The following is a 16,658-nucleotide window of genomic DNA, read 5'->3' as shown; positions in this document are numbered from 1 at the left end:
CCAGGGGTTGGAAATAAGGACAGCCTCAGCGGCTGACCGGTGGTGAGAACAACTGTCCCGCACGCAGCGCTTCGCCCAGACTGTGCATGTGGAACTCGCCAGGGAGCATGTACAGCGTGCAGGTGGGATTGTCAGCGTCGTCGAGACGTTGGACCTTGTAGCCGATGGGGTGCCATTGGATCCGATAGACGAGACGATCGGCGCCCGAAATGACGAACTTGCGTCCGGGTCGGCCGGTGATGACCTCGCTTTCCTTCACCAGGTATTCGATGTCTCCGGGCGCACGCACCGGGAGCATCGTGTCAAACTTCTGGCCGTGGTGGATTGCGGTGATCATGGCGATCTCCTCAGTAAACCAGGGCGCTGCAAGGATCGGCAGGCTTGCTCGCCGATTCGTCGGAAATGTCTGCCAGACCGGTTTGCACCGGTTGGGTCTGGCGTGTCGACGAGGCAGAAGCCACCCTCAGGCAGTCCGGATGGGCCGCCTGCTTTTGCGCGTTTTCCATCATCACGGCATCGTCGTAATCCATGCGGCCCACCACGCCGTAGGCGCAGAGAATGGCCAGCAGCGACAAAATGGTCTTGATCGTGGACATGCTGTACTCCTTGAAAAAACGAGCCCTTTCAGGGCTCGCGTGAATGAGTCAGGCGAACAAATCGCCTTGCACGGTATGTTTCTTGACCTGCTCGTTGATCCATTGCGGATTTTTTGCCAGGCGGCTTTCGACCCAGTCGGGATTCTTGAGGACGGCTTCGCGCACCCAGCAGGGATAGCGTTCGAGCGTGGCGTTCAACCACGCCTTGACCTGATATCGGATCGAGTCACGAATCTCCTCGGCGTCCACGAGCCCGAAGTAGGGTGTTGGCGACAGGGGGCTGCAACCGACGACTTTCAGGCAATTGGCGAACGAGAACGGCAGGCTCTCTTTGTCGCGCTCGGTAAAGACCCAGCGCAAGGTGTCGAGCTTTTCTTCGAGTGGTGTTTCCGGATCACGGAGATCGCCTACTTCCTTGAGCAGGCGCCAGTGAAGAAACACGATGTCTTCTTCGCTCCATTCGACGGCTGTGTCGTCGTCGAGAGCGTCGAACGTGACAGTGGCCTCGGGGGCGGGCCAGATAGCCCTCAACATGGCCGATTGGCCGCTACCGGAAATGGTTTCCCAGAAAAAGGCATCGGGGAATGCGGCTATCGATTGAGTTTGGGATGAACTTGGGTTCAGCATCATTGCCTCCAGAAAAAAGGAGGCAATGCGCACCACGGGCAGGGGCAATTGCCCCCGCAGGGTGATGAACGACCGGTGTAAAGACCGGCGCTAATGGGACTGGCTTGACTACATGGCGGTACGAACCGCTTGACCGGTGTGCCAGCTACCGATCGGAGAAAGCTTTCGGCGCGAGATGGGATTCCCGCCTCGAAAGAGATCTTCGATGGCGGCGCAAGACAGGCACCGCAGATGGCGTGCCGACAAGGCGTGTGGATACACGGGAGACTCTGGGGCTTGCCCGACTGCTTGCAGGGCTAGCTGCTGCATGATGTGAATTTAATTCGCAGCGCAGGCGAAGTCAACACCGTTTCCGCGCAAATCCCGGGCTGGTGCCGAAAAGCCCCCTGCCGATGCGCCTTTTCTTGTGGCGAGTGCGGGTGACAACCCCGAAGATTGGGTTCGATCATGGTTACCCGGCGGAGCTCGAACATGGCAGACACCCAAATTGTGAAAGTGGATCAGGGCGCAGTGAACGATCGCATCCTGGCCAAGGAAGTCAAGACGGATTTTCGTCGTGTCGAAGCGGCGAGCGTGAAGATGATGACGCATTTCACGAGCGCCGAAGCGAAGCGGCTGTTCGTGCGGTTTTTCAGCACCTTGCAACTCAACGCCCATTTCGTATCGGTCATCGCCCGTACCAAGCTCAAACACGAGGACGTCGAGCGCGTCGAAGCCGCGCTGCGAGAACGACTCGAATCGGTGACCGACGATCTGAACAAGGCGATCGACGGGGCCGAGGCGCTGTTCAAGAATAACGGCATTACCAGCTTTGCAACCTACGATACCATGCCGCTTGAACTCGAAGTGGGCATCATCTCGTCGAGCGGAAGGCGCTATTTCGAGGTCTTGAACAAGCTGGATCAATTGATGCCGTTGCTCCAGACGCTTGAGATCCATGAAGTGATTACGTCGCGCGATGCAGACATTCAGCGCGCTGGCTTCAAGCGGGCGATCCGCAGTGTAGCAGGAACAGCTCGCAATCTGGCCACCGGGTTGAGACGGCGCATGAATGAATTCTCGGCCAAGGAAGCCGAGCATGAGCGCTTGAAGGCAGCGACGAGCGACGGGAAAATGGAATCGGCTGAAGAGGAAGCGAGCTTGGCCGGAGGTGAGGAACTGGATGATGGCAAGGAGCAGTTACCCGTCCTGCCGCACGAGGCAGCCGACGCAGAGGCGTCCACGGAAAAAGTGGCCGAAGAGAAAAAACCTCGTCGGAAAACGTCAGCGCCGCTGGCTCAGCGTGAAGCTGTCGAAGGAACTGAGAGTTAGGCCCCCCAAGCGACTTCGCCGCGAACGCTGGAGTAGGCAGCTTTTGGACGAAGATGTTTGCAGCAGTCCAAGTCCGGCGCGCGATATGCCAACCGAAATTCTTCCAAGCCAGAAGCGTTTTCGCTATCGCACCGAGCGCTGTCTGTTGCGGCTCTTGAATTTGTTTTGCATCTGATTTACGGTTTCATTAGGTCGCACAACGTTGCGGCCGCAGTGCTCGAAGAGCGCTGAACCCGTCGCATTAGGCGCGGCGGCGTCGCAGTCGATACCTGCCCTTCCATTCGCGTCCGATCCAAGCTGTTCCTAAGCGGGTACAGGTCGGAGATCGCGGCCAAATTCCCTGAGTGTTTTTGTTATTGATCGTGTCGTTCGTGTGCTTTTTCGTGCACGCGAGCGCAAACGCGATTTCCAATCCACACCGATCGGCCGGGACTGCCGTGGTGTGTTGTCGAGCTTTGAAATCCCTACCGACCCTGCGAAACTGGCCTAGCATGGTCGCGACAGAGCGGGTCACCTTCTTCCATCCGGCGCGTGCCGGTGAGAGGTCAGATCATGTCAACAACGCTTTCAACCAATGTAACTCTTCCTCAAACTGGCTTTCTGCGGCAACCGCAGGTATTGACCTTCGTTCCCATATCCAAGTCCACCTTGTGGCGGCGCGTGGTGGCCGGGACATTCCCGGCACCGGTGAAGCTTTCACCGCGAGTGACTGTTTGGCGTGTTGAAGACGTGCGGCGCTGGATTGTGGAGCAAGGGGCGCAGACCTGACTGGAATTGGTTTGACACGCGTCAAGTAGTACATCGGGCGACGTGGATGGCTGGCGCATTGATTACGGTGATGTAAATATAAGCTGAACCCTACCCCGAATTGCATCCAAATCTTTATGTTTCAGCACATCTTCTGCGAGGCCATGAAGCATTAGCCCGCGTTCGGTCGCATATGCTGTACTAGCAGGGAAATTTGGAAGTACAGCGGCGGGCCGTTTATTTGTGCTCAATTGATATTCCTTTCGAATAAGTCTAAATCTGTCTGTTTATCTCCGCCGAGCTTACCAATTCCAACGCTGTTTGCGTTAGAAGCCAAGCACTTCTTTCCGCATTTTGCTTTGTCTTGCGGCGAGCACACAGAATCAACGGCGGACGCCACCAAACCGGTCGGAATCCAGAATTGCCAGTACTCACGGTTCCATTCCCTTGAGCAAGTCGACGCTCGTTTTCAAGCGCCTTGTGGCGGATTGAGCCTCTGCCAGCAGATGATCCCAGTCATCGGGCGGATGACCACTTTCCAGCATTTTTTTGAAAACCCGGTAGGCGTCGTCGCTACTTTCAAAGGCGCGCTTCGTATCGTCATCGTTCATCCAAGCAAACACAATCACTTTGCTCGACGCATGGTAGCGGAAGAACAGCCGGTACTGCTGGAAGAACTTGGCGCGGAACCAGTGCTTGCGATCTTCGCCGAGCGTGCTGCCCTGCCTATATTCAGCCCGCGACGGATCTTGCGGAATCACCTCGAACACCAGCTTGGCAATCGCTGCCAGCCGCTTGGTTGCGTTCTTTTTGGTGAATCCGGCCGGGTCTTTTTGCTTGAGCCCTTCGACCTGCCGGGTAAGCACTTCAAGTTGGGCGAGGAACAGGGGGTGGGCAAAGATCGTCCATCTGTTAACCACCAATGGCGCGGGCTCACTCCCGCTCATTCATCGTCTGCCGACAGGACAGCGTCGAGATCGACTTCAATGCCACCGACCAATGAATGGATGCGCTGCACGAGGCTGGCGTCGACGGCCTGGAGCCGTTCCGGATGACTGGCAATGTCGCGAGCCAAGAAACCCAAGAACTGCCCGAGCACCGGGTCGTCTTCCTCGGAGGCATCAACGCGGGTGAGCACGACCTCACCACCGGGACGGATCGTGTAGTGAATTTTGTCCCGCTTGCCCAGTTTAAGGGCGCGGCGAACAGTTTCCGGCACCGTGGTCTGGTAGCGGTCTGTCAGGGTGGATTCGACTTCGAGGGTGGCAGCCATGGCTCGCTCCGGTCAAATTGGTAGATACTATAAATAGTAATGCAAACGCCTTGCCATGTCAATGCAACTGCATTGCCGCCAGCCTTTGCCTTCCTGCTTCCAAAGTCGGAGTACAACTGGCTTGGTTCATCGGAATGAGCAATGTGCAAAATTTACACATTGCTTTCTTCCGGCAGTTCACGCTCGAACAATTGGGCGATCTGTTTCTATGTCAGCCACACCATTTCACCGTCCATTCGTACATCGACATGGATAAGGCGTCTTCTGGACTTGTCCAGACGGCAGGAAAGGATGTCGCGCGAGGGCAACTATTCCCTTGCCGTGGCACGATGGTTGTCCTTCGGCGCGATGCCATCTGCTCTACAAACAAGGATCGGTCCGGTATGACCATCGAACACCGAGCATATTCATGTGCGCCATGCTTGACGAAAAAAACCCGCCACCTTTCGGTAGCGGGTTAAGTATTTAAGCAGCTTGTTTTATTTCTTCAGCGCCCATCCTGGCGGTACCAACTTCGTCCTTATCCAGATCAAGCAACTTGAGAAGCTCGCGCTGTCTTGCGATCAACTCGACCAGCCGGTTTTCATACTCGAACGGACGATCCAACTCACGTTGGATATCCTCCAGGCGTTTGCGCTTCATCTCCAACTGGGTGACAGCATTGGCATGATGCTGGGGAATCGACTCCAGTACCGCGAGCAACGCTGCCACCAAGCCAGGCCCGGTTTGATACGGATCGGCGTGATAGATGCAGCCCCCGGCGAGATACAGATTCGGTGACTCCGCGCCGCGCGAGGACTGCACGCCCAGCTCGAAACCGGCGAAGCGGCCGATGATCCGTTCGATCGCGCGGCTTGCTGTGCGCAAATCCTCTTTCGCCGAACGGATGCTCGGACGAAGTGCATCGCCAACGGCATCGGCGCCAACAACGCGCCGACCCGACAATTCAAGCACGATGCCTTGCATGGTCTGCGGTTCGATCCGCTCGCAATCTTTCGCGTACAGATCGATTTTCCGCTCAAGCGCTTCGATGGTCATGGGCAGACGCCCGACTTCACTCTCGTTGGCGTAGCGCTGATTGCGCCACACCGAGAACAGCGTCGAGAGTTTGGCGACTTCCGCATCGACCCCGGCTTTCTCGATCACCATCGGATTGCCGGACGCCAGGGCCTTGACCTCGGCGTACGACAACGCTGCCAGCTCCACATCCTCCAGCGACCGGATACCTTGGTCGCCCTTCATCACCTGGGCGATGAAGCGGGCCTTGGTTTCCAGGGTCTGCCACAGATAGGCGTCAAAACTGCCTTCCGTGACATAGCGGAAAATCTCCACCTCATCGCACGTCGAGCCCTGGCGCAAGATGCGCCCTTCGCGCTGCTCGACGTCGCAGGGCCGCCACGGTGCATCGAGGTGATGCAGCGCATACAGTCGGGTTTGCACGTTGGTGCCGATACCCATCTTTGCGGTGGACCCGAGCAGCACCCGCACCCGCCCTTCGCGCACCGCCTTGAACAGCGTGGCTTTCTGGACATCCGTGTCGGCATCGTGGATGAAGGCGATTTCCTTTTCGGGAATACCTCCGGCGAGCAACCGATCGCGCAGGTCGTCATAGACGCTGAACGACTTGCCGCCCTTCGGTGACGACAGGTCGCAGAAGACAATCTGTGCGCCGCGAAACGATGCGGTCCGCTGCCAGATGTCAACCACTTCCCGCACGCATGCGCCGATCTTGCCGTCCTCGTCGAACGCGGCGTGTGGCGCTACCAGCCGGAAATCCAGCGCGGCCTTGCGGCCATCCGTGGTGATCGCCAGCATGTTGTCTTCTTGAGGCTTGACCTCGCCGTTGCGGATCGCCACCGCACGCATCACCAGGGTCTGGACGAAGGCCTTGAGCGCACTGCTCGCCGGGCAGGCGATGATGCGCGCCTTGCCGCCCTTCAGCCTGGGTACGGGCAGGTTCAGCATCTCGGCGGTGCGAATGTCGGCCACCTCGCCGAAGATGTTCATCAACTCCGGGACATTGATGAAGCGGGCGAACCTGGAGTTCATCCGGTAACCGCTGCCGTCGGGGGCAATTTCCAGCGCCGTGACGCTCTCGCCGAAGGTCGCAGCCCAGGCGTCGAACTGCTGCAGGCCCAGTTCCTCCAACCGGTTAGGCTGCAGGTAGCGCATCATCGTGTGAATCTCTGCCATCGTGTTTGCCACCGGTGTTGCGGTGGCAAACACGACGCCGCGATGCGCATGGCCATGCACCTGCATCGTGTAGCGCGTCTTCAGGAAAAGATCGAAGGCGCGTTCGGAGCTGGTGAGCGGCAAGCCGGCGACGCGGGTCATCTTCGTGAACCGGTAGAGGTTCTTGAAGAGGTGGGCTTCATCGACGAACAGGCAGTCGATGCCCAGCAGCTCCCACGTGAGCAGATCGTCCTTCTTCTTGTCTGCGAGCAGCTTTTCCAGTCGCGCCGCCCAATTCTTTTTCATCATCTCGAGTTGCTTGACGATCCGGTTGGATCGGTCGTTTCGCTTCTCGGCGCGCACTGCCATCTCGATTTCACGGATGATGTCCTTGATGAACACTTCGGTAAAATGCGGGGACATCTTGATGCGCTCGAAGCTCGAATGCGTGATGACCACCGCGTCCCAGTCGCCGGTGCCGATGCGGGAGACGAGTTCCCGGCGGCGCTCGCCTTCGAGATCGTCTTTCGTCGCCATCAGCACCGACGCGTTCGGATAGAGCCGCACGAATTCGGCCGTGTACTGGGCCAACATGTGATTCGGCACGACGTGACAGGGCTTGTTGACGAACCCCAAGCGCCGAAGCTCCATGCTGCTGGCGACGCATACCGCCATCTTGCCGGCACCGACCACATGGAACAGCCCGGTGTTGCCGGTCTGCACCACGCGCCAGATGGCATCCTTTTGATGCGGATGCAATTCGAAGCAGCGGGAGAACCCCGGCAGCTTCAGTTGTGCGCCATCGAATCGACGCGGCCGCGTGGCGTTGAACAGATCGTTGTAGATCCGGCACAGCTTCTCGCGTCGTGCCGTATCGTCGAAGGCCCAGCGGGCGAATCGCTCTTTGATCAGCCCAAGCTTTTCGCGCGCCGCCAAGGTTTCGTCCGAGTTGACGAAGTAGCGATCGGTAACCGGATCGCGATCCCGGATGGTCGGAACCTGGACATTGAGCGCGCACTGCACCAGCTCAATTGCGTTCATGCGCGACGTGCCGAACTCCTGCGTTACTTTGATGTTCTGACGAGCGGCATATTCCTGGTAGTGGATCGACCACGCACCGGCCTGCGCCGAATAGCCCACCTCGCAATCCTTGAGTTCAAGGACTTCGTGAATGAACCCTTCGACGTCGACGGCTGGAATCCAGACAGCACCCAGGCGCGGTTCGATCGACGCCGGCGGCAAATCCTCCGGCTGCACCTTTTCGAGCGCTTCGATGTTGCGTTGGAACGCTGTCCCTGAAGCAATCGCCTGCTTGAATTTGTCCTTCACATTGCCGGACAAATACTCGTCGGCTGTTTTCCATCCATTGCAGGCCGGATCCAGGAATATCTGTCCGCCTTCGGCCAGCGCATCGAGTACTGCTTGCCCGGGTGCCGACAAAAGGCAGTCATATTGCGGCCGCGCCGTATTCTTGCCACTCGCGTGCTCTTCGGAGAGTTAGGGGCAGTTCGTCTGCTTCAGAGCGTCCCGCTGCAAGTTCAGAATTTGATCGTCGGTTTATACGCGGGCATAGCCGATTCTCATGTCTCAAATCCTTATCGAAGAAACCTATTCTGCAACATAAGTTATGCAACGACTTTTGAGCCATTGCAAAGCGCAAGGGCGCGTGCCCTGAGTCGGTCGGCGCGAATGTCGCAATAACTTTGGAATTTGACACTGATGAGAAAATACGTAATGATAACGATTCGTATTAATAATTTATGGAGAACTGCCATGAGGATTATCATGTCCCTCACCGCCATTGCAGCCCTGGCAAGCGTGCTGGCCCAACCTGCTACGGCTGGCGAATCGCCCTTCGGTTGGATATATACCACCGATACCCATCCCAAGGGCAAGAAGGAGTTTGAGCAGTGGATCGAGACACAGCGCGGCCAGTCCCAAGGTGACTACACGAACACACTGCTGCGCAGCGAGTTCGAGTACGGCGTCAGCGACAACTACCAGATCGCGCTCTATTACAACCAGCGCTACGTGAATGCCTACCGCAACGGCATCGATGGCACCACTGGCGGTCCGGATGTGGATGCACCGAGCGGCTTCGATCCGATGTCCCGCTACAGTAAATTCCGCTTCGAGTCTGTCTCGATGGAGAACCTGTACCGCCTCTCCAACCCTTACACCGATCCGATCGGAATGGCGATTTACTTCGAGCCGTCGATCGGGCCGCGTGGCTGGGAGCTTGAATCAAAATTTATCCTGCAGAAGAACTTTCTGGACGACCGCCTCATTTGGGCAACGAACCTGAACGTCTCGGTTGAAAGGACGAAGAGCGCAACCGGCGAGGTCGAGCGGGCTACCCCGGTCGATGTGCTTACCGGCTTGTCCTATCGCTTCCGCAACAACTGGTCGGCCGGGATGGAAGCGCGCAATCACCGGGAGTTCACGGGCTATGGTTTTGGACAGCCAGACCACTCCGCCTGGTTCATTGGCCCGAACGTGCATTACGCCACTAAGGCGTGGTGGGTAACGGGGGCGTGGCGGTCCCAGCTGAAGCAGGCCAGCGGCTTCACCGATGAGCAGCGCGCAGTGATCCAGAACGGACGCATCTACGGTGGGGAGCACGCCCGTAACGAGTTCATGGTCAAAGTTGGGGTGCCGTTCTAATCATGCGCTGGGAACCGATTCTTGCCGCCCCGCTTGTCTTCATCTCGACGGCCAGTTGGGGCAATGTTTACTTCTCCACAGAGCAGGCGCAGCAGGCCATGTTCCCGGGTGCCAAATTCACCCAGGTGGGCTTGGCGTTAACCCAGGAGCAGCGCGATGCGTTACGTACCCGTTCCGGTGTCTATGAACCCTTTCAGGAAAACCGAGCGTGGGCGGTCGAGGGCCACGGATTCTTCGTCATCGATCAGGTGGTCGGCAAGCACGAAATGATCACCTATGCCGTTGGTATCAACCGCGACGGCAGCGTCAAGCAAGTCGAAATCCTCGAATACCGCGAAACCTATGGCTACGAGATTCGCGATCCCGCTTGGCGCAAGCAGTTCGTCGGCAAAACGGCAGCCTCCCCGGTCAAGCTGAACAAGGACATCACCAACATCGCCGGCGCGACACTTTCTTCCAAGCACCTCACTGATGGCGTGCGCCGCGTGCTGGCCTTGTACGATATGGTTCTGAAGGGGCTGCCGAGTGTCGGTCGTTGAACGCATGCGCCCCTTGCTGGGTACGTTCGTGACGATTCGCGTGGAAGCCACTGCTGACATCACGCAGGCGCATGTCGAGTCGGCGGTAGAGTGCGCTTTCCGCGCCATTAGTCGCGTGAATCGGCTGATGAGTTTTCATCGGCGCAGTAGTGATATCGGGCGCTTGAATCGCGCGCGGCCAGGTGCGTGCCTGCGCGTGCATAGCTGGACTTACCAGGTGCTGCGCGAAGCACAGCGGCTCTGGCACTGGAGCGGTGGTGCGTTCGATTGCAATGTCGGTGTGCCGTTGATGCGTTCCGGCTTGCTGCCTAAAGCGACTGGCGGTTACGTATGCCGCCGCCACCGTCCCTGTGCGGCGGCCATCCATCTTCGCCATAACCGAACAGTCAGACTGAATACGCGCGTGGCGCTGGACCTCGGTGGCATCGCCAAGGGATTTGCCGTCGATAAGGCCGTGGAGGCCCTCCTCTCTCATGGCGTGAAGTGCGGCCTGGTCAATGCCGGCGGGGATTTGCGTGTCTTTGGAAGCGATTCGCAGCCCGTGTGGGTGCGTCGTCCCGAAGACCCGACTCGGGTTCAGATGATTGGGGCGCTCACGAACGGCGCAGTGGCGACTTCTGCATCCTATTACACCGGCACAAGCCGCCCTGGCGAGGCAACGGCGAGCGCGATCGTGGATACCACATGTGGCCGCCGCGTCTCGATGACCAGCAGCGTCTCCGTGATCGCCCAGACCTGCATGCTGGCCGACGCGCTGACCAAGATCGCTATCCTCAAGGGGCGACTCCCCGCCCATTTCGCCAGACACGCACATGCCAGGATCGTGACACTATGACGACATATCATCACCTGTTCAGCATTCGCTTGCCGAACATGCAGCGCTGGGCCACCTACTTGGCACTTTCAGCGGTAGCTGTCAGTGGACTCCTGTCGAGTCTGCTGCACGATGTCCTGCAGTGGGGCTGGATGCTCACTGAGCGCCGCCTGCTCACTGCGCACGGCATAGCTACGGCCGTCTCGCTGGTGGTGGTCGGCGGCCTGTTGCCGTTACATATCCGGCTCGCATGGCGCATTCGGCGCAATCTGGCCTCTGGCGTCGTTTCACTGTCAGTGATGGCTCTACTCGGGGGCACGGGCTTACTGCTTTACTATGGCGGTGAGGAGTGGCGCGACTGGGTGCGATGGGCGCATATTGGGGTCGGCATCATCGCTACAATAACCATACCGGTGCATATCTGGCTTGGGCATAGACGGATAGCACGCTCAGCCGCGCCAATGAGCGCAACGGCGCTTGGCTCGAGCACCGAACGCGTGACGGCATGACGTGAAACACCCACGCCCCCGTCGCTCGATCCTTTCTGCCTCCGAGCGCGAAAGCCTGCTGGCCCGAATGTTATCATTTTATAGAGGAAATTTTAATGGCGCACTTTAACTCCTTACCGGGAAATAAGGGACTGGCTAAGTATATGTATATGTCAGCGCTAGGAGCCTTATTCTTCTTAGCGCTGACCTTCATGAGCGGGGCTGCTTTCGCCGCAGGGGAACCCGAACGACTGTTGCAATTGCTCGATTATGTGGCAGTCGATTATAGTGGCACGGTAGCTGGCAGCAAGGTGGTCAATGCCTCGGAATATGCAGAGCAGATTGAGTTTGCCGGCCACATTCGGGAGTTGGCCGCTCAGTTGCCGCCGAGCGAAGCCAAAGGCGCGCTGGTGACCGGCGCAGACCGGCTTGTCGATCTGATCGGGAGGAAAGGGGATCCTGCCGGTGTCGAATCGGCTACCGCCGACATGAGGGCGCTGCTCATGAAGAATTTTCCCGTTTCCACGGTGCCGAAGGGCACGATTGACCTGAGCGGTGCGGCTCCGCTATTTCAGCAGCGCTGTGCCGCTTGCCATGGCGCCCAGGGAAGAGGTGACGGGCCGCTGGCCGCCGGCCTGGAACCTAAACCAGCCAATTTCCATGATGCGGGACGTCAGGCTCAGCGCAGTGTTTTCGGGCTATACAACACCATCACGCTAGGCGTTCCAGGAACCGGCATGCCGGCCTTCAAGGATATGAGCGACGCACAACGCTGGGTGCTGGCCTTTTACGTGAGCACGCTTGCAGCCAGCGACGCCGAGCGTCGACAAGGGCAGGCGCTCTGGGAAAAGGGGGGCGGGAAAGATCGTTTCGTGGACCTCAACAGTATCACCATGACCACGATGCAGCAGGCGCGGCGTGAAGGCGGGGAGGACGCGGCTGCGACTCTTGCGTTCCTGCGGACTAACCCGCAGGCTGTCGGTGCGGCCCATGGCTCACCCATCGGCTTCAGTGTTCGTATGCTCGGCCAGAGCTTGAACAAATATCGTCGGGGCGACACCGATGGTGCTTACCAGGATGCGGTCGCGGCTTACCTGGACGGCTTCGAACTGGCCGAGACAGGACTGAAGACAGTGGATCCGGCTCTGCGCACCACAATCGAACAGGACATGATGAAGTTTCGTAGCTTGGTTCGGGAACGGGCCGCCGTGCAACTCGTGACCGCGCAGCATGATACCCTGCTGGACCTGCTGCGTAAGGCGGACGAGCGCCTGAGAGGACCGGAAATTGCTCCTGAAGTGAGCTTCTTCAGCGCCTTCGGCATCCTTGCCCGGGAAGGGCTGGAGGCGATTCTGATCATCGCGGCGATCATCGCGTTTCTCACCAAAACAGGCCGCCGCGATGCGCTTCCCTATATTCACGCCGGATGGATTGGTGCGCTGGGGGCCGGCTTCGCCACGTGGTTTGCAGCCTCCTATTTGGTTGCCATCAGTGGAGCAAGCCGGGAATTGACAGAAGGCGTGACCGCGCTTCTGGCAATGGGGATTTTGCTCTACGTGAGCTTCTGGCTCATCAACAAGCTCCACGTCGAGCGCTGGAAGCATTTCATCGAGAGCAAGGTGCGGGGGGCGTTGAGCGGCCGCACTTTGTGGGTGCTGGCGGCGGTGGCCTTCTTCGCCGTCTACCGCGAGGTGTTCGAGACTGTTCTGTTCTTCCAGGCGCTCTGGGCGCAGACGGGGCCCAATGGCAGCACCATGATCGTGTTGGGGGTGGTTGCAGGCGTGGCGTCGTTGGGCGTGCTGGGGTGGGCGATTTTCCGGCTGGGTATCCGCCTGCCGCTGCGTCAGCTTTTCGCAGCCAGTTCCGCGCTCCTCTATGGGCTGGCGGTGGTGTTCGCCGGCAAGGGCGTTGTAGCCCTGCAAGAGGCCGGCGTGATGGCGGTTACAGCTGTGAGTTTTCCCCGCATCGAACTTCTTGGAATCTATCCGAGCCTGCAAAGCCTCGCAGCCCAAACAGCGTTGGTGGCCTTGGCACTGCTTGCCTTGGCTGTAACGTTCTGGCTGCGGCGAGGGAAACGTACGCCTTCAGCGGCTTGAGCCTTTTGACTACTGCAATCCTTGGTTCCTTAAGATTGCATTGTTGAATACTTGCATTATAATGCAAGTATGCATTCAATAAATATTAAACCACAGGAAATCTTTCAAGCCCTCGCGGATCCGACTAGGATTCGAATTGCCCGCCTTCTGGCCCAGACGGGGGAGGAAGCGTGCCTTTGCGAGCTGGTGGACAGCCTCATGGAGCCACAGTACAAGCTGTCGCGCCATCTCAAGGTCCTGCGCCAGGCTGGCCTGCTGTCCGCCGTCAAGGATGGCCGCTGGGTGTACCACCGGTTGGTGCAGGGCGTGCCGCATCTCGACCGCTTGTTCGACATGCTCAAGGCGTTGCCGGACAGCGATAGCCTGTTCGCGACTGATCTGGCAAATTTCCAGAACCGCATGTGCCTGCGCGAGGGCGGGCGCTGTCGGCTGGGGATCCAGACCCGGACGCTCGCCGTGGAGGGGGAGTGATGGCCTGCTCGTCCTGCGGCTCCGCTGCCCAGTCATCGCCTATGCCGCCCCCCTGGCGAAATCTCAAGGTAGTGACGTCCGCCGTCTCCGGCGCATTGCTGGCGGTCGGCTTTTTCGGTGCCCTGGCGGGCCTGCCGGCTTCGCTTGCGACATTGCTGTATGTTTCCGCCGTGCTCATTGGCGGCTACTTTTTCGGGCGCGAGGCGCTGGAAGAACTCGTCAAAGAGCGCGAGATCGGCATTGAACTGCTGATGTCGGTGGCCGCCATCGTAGCGGGTGTCATGGGCCAGTGGGCCGAAGCAGCCACGCTGGTGTTTCTTTATTCGATTTCCGAGGCGGCGGAGGGCTACACGGCCGAGCGCGCCCGTTATGCCATTCGGTCGCTGATGGACCTCACGCCAAAGACCGCCCTGGTTCGGCGTGGGGGTCAAGAAATGCGGATTCCCGTGGAGGAATTGCGCGTCGGGGATGTCTTCATTGCGCTGCCCGGTGAGGCGCTCGCCACCGACGGCGAAGTGATCGAAGGACGCTCCAGCGTTAACCAGGCGCCTGTAACCGGCGAATCGGTGCCGGTGGAAAAATCGCCCGGCACCAAGGTTTTCGCCGCCACGCTCAACGGCGAAGGGGCGCTCACCGTGCGCGCCACCAAGACCTTCGCCAACAACACCATCGCCCGCATTATCCAACTGGTGGAGCAGGCGCAGCAGGCGAAGGGGCGCAGTCAGCGCTTCATCGAGCGTTTCGGTAAACGCTACAGCCCAGCTGTGCTTGCGGTGGGCGTACTTATTGCTGTGTTGCCACCGCTATTCGGGTTGCCTTGGCAGGAGTGGCTGACCCGTGCCACCGTCTTCATCGTCGCCGCCGCGCCGTGCGCGCTGGTGATCTCGATCCCCATCACCTTGGTGGCTGCAATTGGTACGGCGGGCCGCAACGGATTACTGATCAAGGGTGGGGTGCATCTGGAAAACCTCGCCAAGGTACGGGTGATTGCCATGGACAAGACTGGTACCCTGACCATGGGGCGTCCTCAGGTGACCGAGATCATTCCACTGAACGGGAGCGATGCGGAGCAGGTTCTTGCTGTTGCCGCCGCGCTGGAAAGCCGCTCGCAGCACCCGTTGGCGCGCGCGGTGGCCGAACACGCCGCATCGCTGGGAATCGGCGCGTTGCCGGTCGAGGATTTCCAGTCGCTTACCGGGATGGGGGTCAAGGGGCGTGTCCAAGGCAGTGAGTGGCACATCGGCAGCCCGAAGCTGTTCAGGGAGCTCGGAACGCCGCTATCAGCGATTGAGGACGAAATCGCGCGCCTGCAGGGCGAGGGAAAGACCGTGGTGCTGGTAGGAACGGCGCAACGGGCAGTAGGGATCCTTGCGGTTGCGGATCCGCTGAGACCCGGCGCAGCCGCCGCAGTGGCTGCGCTCAGGCAGGCAGGGATCGAGCGGATCGTCATGCTCACGGGAGACAACCCGGCTGCCGCCCATGCCATCGCCCTGCAGGCAGGCGTGGACGAGGTGCATGCCGAGCTTTCGCCCGAGGACAAGACACGTGTGGTGGCGGAATTGCAGCGGCGTTACGGCCATGTGGCGATGGTAGGGGACGGCGTCAACGACGCCCCGGCGCTGGCGGCAGCCGAAGTCGGGATCGCCATGGGTGCGGCGGGCACCGACGTGGCGCTGGAGACCGCCGATATGGCCCTGATGGGGGATGACCTGTCCCGGCTTGCCTACGCCGTGACGCTCAGCCGCCGGAACCGGCGGGTGATCGGGCAGAACCTCGGGCTTTCCGCCGTCGTCATCGGCGGCTTGGTTGCAGGGGCCATCGCGGGGGTCTTCACCCTGCCGATAGCCGTCTTGGCCCACGAGATCAGCGAGTTTGTGGTGATCGCGAGCGGGTTGCGTATGTTGCGGTCCTGATGCGCTTTATTTTCATTTGACGAAAGGAATCGAAAATGACCAAGTATGGCTTCGGAACAACCGTCGACATGTCGTTCGACGATGCGATTGTGCATGTGACTCAAGCACTCCAGGGAGAGGGATTTGGCATACTTGCCGATATCGACGTGGCGGCGACCCTGAAGAAGAAGCTCAATGAGGACATGCCGCCTTACCGCATCCTCGGCGCGTGCAATCCGCCGCTGGCACACCGGGCGCTCGTCACCGAGCCCTCGATCGGCCTGCTGCTGCCCTGCAATGTGGTAGTGCGGCAGGACGAGGCTGGCGCGGTTCATGTGGAATTCATGGACCCGAATGCGGTGCTGGAACTGGTGAACAAACCCGAGATTACTGCGTTGGCAAGCGAAGTCAGGCAACGGCTGGAGCGGGTGTCCGTCGCGGTAGGCGGGACTGAAGAAGCACGCAGCGCGCAATCCGACGAGACCATGGCGAAGGTGAAGGTGGATATGCAGCAGATGCAAGCGAACATGGAAAAAATCCATCAAGCCCAGGATCCACAGGAACAGCAGCGGCTTATGCGGGAACACATGCAGCAAATGCGCGAGACCATGCACATGATGGGTGGCGAGATGCATGGTAAATGCATGTGCTGCGGTCATTAAAGACGGAGGTCACCATGGACATCAAACTGCTTATCACCCGGACCTGCCACTGCAGTAGCATCGAGCAGGAGTTGCGGGATCTAGGACTCGCATATGAGCGTTGCTACGCCGAAGAGCACCCCGAACTCGTGGAGCGTTTCCAGGTTCGTCATTGCCCCGTGCTGATTATTGATGAGGCGCGCGTCATCCCCGTGGATGGCCTGATGGAGGGACAGATTAGAGTCTTGCTGAGCCTGAATTAGCAAGACATGCAAACTGTAGTTAAAGACATAAGTAAAGTGTAATCGCTTAAAACAGCCGTCATTT

Annotated in this window: 17 protein-coding genes; 11 read left to right on the top strand and 6 right to left on the bottom strand. The window is 59.1% G+C overall.

Annotation, left to right across the window (positions count from 1 at the left end):
• Positions 1-25: 25 nt before the first annotated feature.
• The 3 genes from GZH91_RS02090 to GZH91_RS02080 are packed head-to-tail and all read right to left on the bottom strand — an operon-like array spanning position 26 to position 1,223.
• A complete protein-coding gene (locus GZH91_RS02090; RefSeq protein WP_147073727.1) occupies positions 26-337 on the bottom strand; it encodes a hypothetical protein in 312 nt (103 codons plus the stop codon).
• A gap of 10 nt (positions 338-347) precedes the next feature.
• Positions 348-596, bottom strand: coding sequence for a hypothetical protein (locus GZH91_RS02085; RefSeq protein WP_147073729.1), 249 nt, complete (start codon positions 594-596; stop codon positions 348-350).
• 48 nt (positions 597-644) lie between these two features.
• Positions 645-1,223, bottom strand: a complete 579-nt coding sequence (locus GZH91_RS02080) for a hypothetical protein (protein ID WP_198415366.1) — start codon at positions 1,221-1,223, stop codon at positions 645-647.
• Between the two features lie 471 nt (positions 1,224-1,694).
• Between GZH91_RS02080 and GZH91_RS02075 the strand changes: the two genes are divergently transcribed.
• Positions 1,695-2,534, top strand: a complete 840-nt coding sequence (locus GZH91_RS02075; RefSeq protein ID WP_147073731.1) for an AcaB family transcriptional regulator — start codon at positions 1,695-1,697, stop codon at positions 2,532-2,534.
• A 552-nt stretch (positions 2,535-3,086) separates the two neighbouring features.
• Positions 3,087-3,302: a helix-turn-helix transcriptional regulator gene (locus GZH91_RS02070; protein WP_147073733.1), complete on the top strand. Its 216-nt coding sequence runs from the start codon at positions 3,087-3,089 to the stop codon at positions 3,300-3,302.
• A 410-nt stretch (positions 3,303-3,712) separates the two neighbouring features.
• On the opposite strand, the gene GZH91_RS02065 is transcribed toward GZH91_RS02070, so the two are convergent.
• From GZH91_RS02065 to GZH91_RS02055, 3 genes are all read right to left on the bottom strand, one after another.
• Positions 3,713-4,228: a type II toxin-antitoxin system YhaV family toxin gene (locus tag GZH91_RS02065; protein ID WP_147073735.1), complete on the bottom strand. Its 516-nt coding sequence runs from the start codon at positions 4,226-4,228 to the stop codon at positions 3,713-3,715.
• Positions 4,225-4,554: a type II toxin-antitoxin system PrlF family antitoxin gene (locus GZH91_RS02060; protein ID WP_147073737.1), complete on the bottom strand. Its 330-nt coding sequence runs from the start codon at positions 4,552-4,554 to the stop codon at positions 4,225-4,227. The genes GZH91_RS02065 and GZH91_RS02060 overlap by 4 nt, the downstream gene beginning before the upstream one ends.
• A gap of 465 nt (positions 4,555-5,019) precedes the next feature.
• Positions 5,020-8,166 (bottom strand): hypothetical protein, encoded by a 3,147-nt coding sequence (locus GZH91_RS02055; protein ID WP_198415365.1) that lies wholly within the window; start codon positions 8,164-8,166, stop codon positions 5,020-5,022.
• Positions 8,167-8,511: 345 nt separating this feature from the next.
• Here GZH91_RS02055 and GZH91_RS02050 point away from each other — a divergent pair, with 345 nt between their 5' ends.
• From GZH91_RS02050 to GZH91_RS02010, 9 genes are all read left to right on the top strand, one after another.
• Complete coding sequence (locus GZH91_RS02050) at positions 8,512-9,390, top strand: DUF6662 family protein (protein WP_198415364.1); 879 nt, start codon at positions 8,512-8,514, stop codon at positions 9,388-9,390.
• Between the two features lie 2 nt (positions 9,391-9,392).
• Positions 9,393-9,929 (top strand): FMN-binding protein, encoded by a 537-nt coding sequence (locus GZH91_RS02045; RefSeq protein WP_147073741.1) that lies wholly within the window; start codon positions 9,393-9,395, stop codon positions 9,927-9,929.
• A complete protein-coding gene (locus GZH91_RS02040) occupies positions 9,916-10,764 on the top strand; it encodes an FAD:protein FMN transferase (RefSeq protein ID WP_147073743.1) in 849 nt (282 codons plus the stop codon). The genes GZH91_RS02045 and GZH91_RS02040 overlap by 14 nt, the downstream gene beginning before the upstream one ends.
• Entirely contained in the window at positions 10,761-11,252 is a 492-nt protein-coding gene (locus tag GZH91_RS02035) for a hypothetical protein (protein ID WP_147073745.1), read from the top strand. The genes GZH91_RS02040 and GZH91_RS02035 overlap by 4 nt, the downstream gene beginning before the upstream one ends.
• A 95-nt stretch (positions 11,253-11,347) precedes the next feature.
• Complete coding sequence (locus GZH91_RS02030) at positions 11,348-13,327, top strand: cytochrome c/FTR1 family iron permease (RefSeq protein WP_147073747.1); 1,980 nt, start codon at positions 11,348-11,350, stop codon at positions 13,325-13,327.
• A 69-nt stretch (positions 13,328-13,396) separates the two neighbouring features.
• Positions 13,397-13,798 (top strand): ArsR/SmtB family transcription factor, encoded by a 402-nt coding sequence (locus GZH91_RS02025; protein WP_147073749.1) that lies wholly within the window; start codon positions 13,397-13,399, stop codon positions 13,796-13,798.
• Positions 13,799-13,869: 71 nt separating this feature from the next.
• Entirely contained in the window at positions 13,870-15,711 is a 1,842-nt protein-coding gene (locus GZH91_RS02020) for a heavy metal translocating P-type ATPase (protein ID WP_198415363.1), read from the top strand.
• A 35-nt stretch (positions 15,712-15,746) separates the two neighbouring features.
• On the top strand, positions 15,747-16,352 hold the full coding sequence (locus GZH91_RS02015) for a DUF302 domain-containing protein (protein WP_147073753.1): 606 nt from the start codon (positions 15,747-15,749) through the stop codon (positions 16,350-16,352).
• A gap of 14 nt (positions 16,353-16,366) precedes the next feature.
• Entirely contained in the window at positions 16,367-16,594 is a 228-nt protein-coding gene (locus GZH91_RS02010; protein WP_147073755.1) for a thioredoxin domain-containing protein, read from the top strand.
• The last annotated feature ends 64 nt before the right edge of the window (positions 16,595-16,658 follow it).

It is taken from the genome of Sulfuriferula plumbiphila (assembly GCF_009938015.1).
Taxonomy (GTDB): Bacteria; Pseudomonadota; Gammaproteobacteria; order Burkholderiales; family Sulfuriferulaceae; genus Sulfuriferula; species Sulfuriferula plumbiphila.
The sequence above is the reverse complement of the archived record's forward strand: the minus strand, read 5'-3'. Positions and strand labels throughout refer to the sequence as shown.

Excerpts from the sequence above, each read along its gene's own strand:
- GZH91_RS02030 (WP_147073747.1), top strand. The coding sequence starts at position 11,348 with ATGGCGCACTTTAACTCCTTACCGGGAAATAAGGGACTGGCTAAGTAT.
- GZH91_RS02060 (WP_147073737.1), bottom strand. The coding sequence starts at position 4,554 with ATGGCTGCCACCCTCGAAGTCGAATCCACCCTGACAGACCGCTACCAG.
- GZH91_RS02010 (WP_147073755.1), top strand. The coding sequence starts at position 16,367 with ATGGACATCAAACTGCTTATCACCCGGACCTGCCACTGCAGTAGCATC.
- GZH91_RS02080 (WP_198415366.1), bottom strand. The coding sequence starts at position 1,223 with ATGCTGAACCCAAGTTCATCCCAAACTCAATCGATAGCCGCATTCCCC.
- GZH91_RS02090 (WP_147073727.1), bottom strand. The coding sequence starts at position 337 with ATGATCACCGCAATCCACCACGGCCAGAAGTTTGACACGATGCTCCCG.
- GZH91_RS02035 (WP_147073745.1), top strand. The coding sequence starts at position 10,761 with ATGACGACATATCATCACCTGTTCAGCATTCGCTTGCCGAACATGCAG.
- GZH91_RS02025 (WP_147073749.1), top strand. The coding sequence starts at position 13,397 with ATGCATTCAATAAATATTAAACCACAGGAAATCTTTCAAGCCCTCGCG.
- GZH91_RS02070 (WP_147073733.1), top strand. The coding sequence starts at position 3,087 with ATGTCAACAACGCTTTCAACCAATGTAACTCTTCCTCAAACTGGCTTT.
- GZH91_RS02065 (WP_147073735.1), bottom strand. The coding sequence starts at position 4,228 with ATGAGCGGGAGTGAGCCCGCGCCATTGGTGGTTAACAGATGGACGATC.
- GZH91_RS02050 (WP_198415364.1), top strand. The coding sequence starts at position 8,512 with ATGTCCCTCACCGCCATTGCAGCCCTGGCAAGCGTGCTGGCCCAACCT.
- GZH91_RS02085 (WP_147073729.1), bottom strand. The coding sequence starts at position 596 with ATGTCCACGATCAAGACCATTTTGTCGCTGCTGGCCATTCTCTGCGCC.
- GZH91_RS02045 (WP_147073741.1), top strand. The coding sequence starts at position 9,393 with ATGCGCTGGGAACCGATTCTTGCCGCCCCGCTTGTCTTCATCTCGACG.
- GZH91_RS02075 (WP_147073731.1), top strand. The coding sequence starts at position 1,695 with ATGGCAGACACCCAAATTGTGAAAGTGGATCAGGGCGCAGTGAACGAT.
- GZH91_RS02015 (WP_147073753.1), top strand. The coding sequence starts at position 15,747 with ATGACCAAGTATGGCTTCGGAACAACCGTCGACATGTCGTTCGACGAT.